The following is a 4,033-nucleotide window of genomic DNA, read 5'->3' as shown; positions in this document are numbered from 1 at the left end:
GGGGCGAGCCTGAGGGCCAGCTGGTGGCCGGCAGTGCTGCGGTCGAGGAATCTCACGGGCCTGTCCTCGTCCTCCAGGTGTTCGAGCGGCTCGGTCGGGACCGGGGCGGTGCGGACGGGCGAGCGGCCCGCGGGCACCGTCCGTTCCGCCCCGTCACCAGGGCGGCTGCCCCGTTGCGGCGGGCTCTAACGTCCGGGTGCGATCCGGGGGTGGTACGGAACGGACGGCGCGTGTGCACCGGCGGGGAACGGGCAGGCGCGGGGCATGGACGGCCGACGGACGGTGCTCCCGCTCGCACCAGCGGTGAGGTCCGCCTGGCACCGTGCACCCGGTGACGGCCCCGCGCCGTCCCCACCGGACCACGAGCCGGACGCCCGGCCGGAGGCGCGACCGGCCGCTCGGACGGCCCGGCCACGGCTGCTCGCGAGAACCGGGGCCGACCGCGTGCCACGGCTCCACCCCGGTCACCACCACACCGCCTGAGCCGAACCGAGGTGAGGAGGCAGGCCGTGGACCGCCCCGGGAACGGTGGGCCGCCAGGCCGGGAGCAGGTCAGGCGACTGGCGCTCGAAGGCGGCCCCGGCACGGTGCGGCGCAGCCGCGAGTTCAGCCGACGGGCGCTGGTGTCCTGGCAGTGGCTGCCGGCCGTCGACGAGGACCGGCGGGCCGCCGCCGAGGACGTCCTGCTGATGGTCGCCGAGCTGGTCGCCAACGCCTGTCTGTACGCCCCCGGCGGCCCGAGCGAGCTGCGGCTCCACTGGGACGGTGCCCGGCTGCGGGTGGAGGTCGCGGACGCCAGCCCCGTCCCGCCGCGGCTGCGCCCGTCCGCCGGTACGGGCCGCCCGGGCGGGCACCGACTGCGGGTGGTGGACCGGCTCTCCGCCGCCTGGGGCTCCCGGCCCGAGGCCGGAGGGAAGCTGGTCTGGCTGGAGGTGTCGCGCCCGCCGGCCCTGACGGCGGCCGGTGCGGATGGGGCGCCGGAACGGCCGGGCTGATCGCCGCACGTCCTCGCCCTCGTCCGAGGGTGCGTCCGGCGCTTCGCAGCCGGCGCACGGCACCCGTCGAACTCGGGGGCCCGGCGCGCCCTTTCCCGTTCCCGTGGCACCGCCCCCGCCGCCCGACTAGCGTTGCCCGGCATGACCGACACCGGGACCGACATCACCGCTGAGCTGGTCCGCGCGCTGCTGCGCGACCAGCACCCCGACCTGGCCGACCGCCCCGTGACGCTCGGCGCGCGCGGGTGGGACAACCAGCTGTGGCGGCTCGGCGACGACCTCGCCGTCCGGCTGCCCTGGGCGACGACGTCGGCGGACGAGCTGCTGCGCAAGGAACACGCCTGGCTGCCCGCCCTCGCCCCGCACCTGCCGCTGCCCGTCCCCGTCCCACAGCGCTTCGGCGAGCCCTCCGAGCGGTTCCCGCGGCCGTGGATCGTCACCACCTGGGTGCCGGGCGAGCCCGCCGACCGCGCGCCCGCCACCCGCGCCGCGCGGGCCGCCGACACCCTGGCCGCCTTCCTGACCGCCCTTCACCGCCCCGCCCCCGCCGGTGCGCCCGCCGGTCGCGGCCGCGGCGGACCGCTGGCCGACCACGCCGAGGGTTTCGCGAGGCAGCTCGCCTCGGCCGTCGAACTGGGGCTGCTCCCCGACCCGGAGGCCGTCCGCGCGGTCTGGGAGGACGCCGTCACCGCGCCGGAGTGGACGGGCCCGGACCTGTGGCTCCACGGCGACCTGCACCCGGCCAACGTGCTCACCGCCGACGGCACCATCTGCGGTGTGATCGACTTCGGCGACCTCTTCGCCGGCGACCCGGCCGGTGACCTCGCCGCCGCCTGGATCCTGCTGCCGGACGGCGCCGCCGACCGCTTCCACGCGGCCTACCGGCCCGCCCCGGACCCCGCCACCCTGCGCCGCGCCCGCGGCTGGGCGGTGCTGCGTGCCCTCTCCTGCCTGCGCATCGGCCACGCCGGCGACCACGGCCGCCCCGGCGGCAAGCCCACCTGGGGCCCACCCGCCCGGGCCGCCCTGGCCCGCCTCGTCGCCACGGCCGGCCGCTGACGGCGCGCTGCCACCGTCATGCGCTGCCCGGGCCAGCGACGGCGCCCCCCGCCGCCCCCCGCTACCGCTCGGCGAGCCCGGGCAGCACCGGCTTCACGTCCAGCACCGGGGTGCCGTCGATCGCCTCGAGTCCGCTGACCCGCAGCCGCGGGCCGTCCACGGCCAGGACGGTGACCCGGTGCAGCCCGATCGGGTTCGGCCGGTCCGGCGAGCGGGTCGCGAACACCCCGGTCTCCGGCCGGGAGCGGTCCCCGCGCGGACGCACCGCCAAGACCTCCCGGTCCGCCCGGTGCAGCCAGGTCAGCAGCAGTACCTCCTGCCCGGCCACCAGGTCCCGCAGCCCCCGCTCCACCCCGGCCTCGAAGGCCACCCACGCCTCCGGCGCGCCCTCGTCCCCCTGCCTCGGCGCCCCCGCCCGCTCCAGCAAGGGCGACTCCACCCACCCGATCGCCCGCACCTCGAACCCGCGCTCCCGCTGGTTCCGCTCCCGCAGACCCCTGTCCGTCATTGCGCCCTCCGTGCACCCTCGGCTCCGTCCGGCAGCACGGTAGCGGGCCCGGGTGTCGGTGCCCCGGTGCAGACTGGAAGTTCACTCTCGTGGTTGATGGCAGAGATGAGACGCCATGAACGAGTACGACGGTGAACTCCCTACGCGCAACCTGGTCTTCAACACCGACCTCGACCGCCTCCTCGACCTCGACCGAGACGACCTCGGTGTCCCCGAACAGCCCGGCCTGTGGCACCGGCTGCGCGCCGACCGGCGGCCGGTGGCCCAGCGCGGGCTGCTCTGCCCCATCTGCCGGGACGCCCGCCCCGACCAGCCGGAGTGGATGTACCTGTCGTTCCGGCGCGGTCGGCGCATCGCCTCCCACCACAACCCGCACCGCCGGGCCCACACCGCTGCCCAGGACGAGCGGCGCGAGGCCTACCAGGAGCGCTACGCCCGGGCCGCCGAGAGCGACGGGCACGCCGTCGAGATCGGGGCCGGGACGGCCGACGGGCGGCGGCCCGCCGTCCTGGTCACCGGCGCGGACGGCCGCCGGCCCGGGCTCGACCTCCAACTCTCGTACGTCAGCGCGCAGTCCGTCCGGCGTCGGAACCGGCTGGCGCGGGAGGACGGCATCACCGCGGTCTGGCACACCGTCGACCCGAACGCGCCGCTCATCGACCAGGTCCACTGGGTGCGCACCGACAACCTGCCGGCCCGGGCCATCCGCGAGGACCGCGACCTGCTGCTGCGCGGCGGGGTGCGGACCCTCCAACTGCTGAAGTGCGACCGCGTCAGCCCGCGGCCCTGCCAGGTGCGCGGCGGCGGCGGCCGCTGCGGGCGGTGGCACCCGACGTGGGCGGTGCTGGTCCCGCGGATCGACGACTTCGTGCGCCGGGTCGCCGGCGGCGTGTATGTGCCGATCACCCAACGGACCCGGAACGGCGGCCCGCTGCGCTTCTGGGCGCCCGAGGCGGACCGGCGCCGCTTCCTCGCCAACGGCGGGGTGCTGGCGGACCGGACGGACCGGCCGGTGGTCCCGCGTCAGCGCGGGGCCGACCACCCGCGGGTGCCGGAGCAGCGCCGTGCTCCGCACCGCCCGCCGCATCGGCTGCTGCTGCCCGGGGACCCGTACGACCCGGTGGGCGAGCCGCTCACCTCCGATCGGGTGATCCCGCCGGTGCGGAGGGAGATCTGCTCGGCGGGCCGGATCCCGTGCGGAGCGCCGGGAGCCCGGCTGTATCCGGGCGGCTGGTACTGCGACGCCCACCGGCCGGGGGCGCCGGGGTGACGGCGCGGCGCGGCCCCGCGCGGTCGGCGCCCGGTCCGGCGGCGACGGCGCGAGGGGTCTCACCGCGGCAGGCAGGACTCCTCGCCGATCGCGACCAGGAGTTCGAGCGGGAACTCCCGGTCGGCCTGCCCGATGATCAGGCCCACCCAGCGCCCGGTGGACGGCACCCGCCACACCGGCAGGTGGAAGACGAGGGAGGCC

4 protein-coding genes are annotated in these 4,033 nt (G+C 77.6%); 3 read left to right on the top strand and 1 reads right to left on the bottom strand.

Going from position 1 to position 4,033, the window contains the following annotated elements; translation table 11 throughout:
• Window positions 1–509 precede the first annotated feature (509 nt).
• Both ACWDCZ_RS39165 and ACWDCZ_RS39160 read left to right on the top strand, forming a co-directional pair.
• Window positions 510–995 carry an ATP-binding protein gene (locus ACWDCZ_RS39165; RefSeq protein WP_449818454.1) on the top strand — a complete coding sequence of 162 codons (486 nt, stop codon included), beginning with the start codon at window positions 510–512 and terminating at the stop codon, window positions 993–995.
• Between the two features lie 141 nt (window positions 996–1,136).
• On the top strand, window positions 1,137–2,054 hold the full coding sequence (locus ACWDCZ_RS39160; protein ID WP_449818453.1) for a phosphotransferase: 918 nt from the start codon (window positions 1,137–1,139) through the stop codon (window positions 2,052–2,054).
• Window positions 2,055–2,115: 61 nt separating this feature from the next.
• On the opposite strand, the gene tsaA is transcribed toward ACWDCZ_RS39160, so the two are convergent.
• Window positions 2,116–2,562, bottom strand: coding sequence for a tRNA (N6-threonylcarbamoyladenosine(37)-N6)-methyltransferase TrmO (gene tsaA / locus ACWDCZ_RS39155; RefSeq protein WP_375875936.1), 447 nt, complete (start codon window positions 2,560–2,562; stop codon window positions 2,116–2,118).
• A 115-nt stretch (window positions 2,563–2,677) separates the two neighbouring features.
• On the opposite strand from tsaA, the gene ACWDCZ_RS39150 reads away from it, so the two are divergent.
• Complete coding sequence (locus tag ACWDCZ_RS39150) at window positions 2,678–3,832, top strand: hypothetical protein (RefSeq protein ID WP_449818452.1); 1,155 nt, start codon at window positions 2,678–2,680, stop codon at window positions 3,830–3,832.
• Window positions 3,833–4,033: the final 201 nt, after the last annotated feature.

This window comes from Kitasatospora sp. NPDC001225 (genome assembly GCF_053597855.1).
The sequence above is the reverse complement of the archived record's forward strand: the minus strand, read 5'-3'. Positions and strand labels throughout refer to the sequence as shown.

What these genes read in the sequence shown, in the direction of transcription:
- ACWDCZ_RS39160 (WP_449818453.1), top strand. Translation starts at nt 1,137, where the DNA reads ATGACCGACACCGGGACCGACATCACCGCTGAGCTGGTCCGCGCGCTG.
- tsaA (WP_375875936.1), bottom strand. Translation starts at nt 2,562, where the DNA reads ATGACGGACAGGGGTCTGCGGGAGCGGAACCAGCGGGAGCGCGGGTTC.
- ACWDCZ_RS39150 (WP_449818452.1), top strand. Translation starts at nt 2,678, where the DNA reads ATGAACGAGTACGACGGTGAACTCCCTACGCGCAACCTGGTCTTCAAC.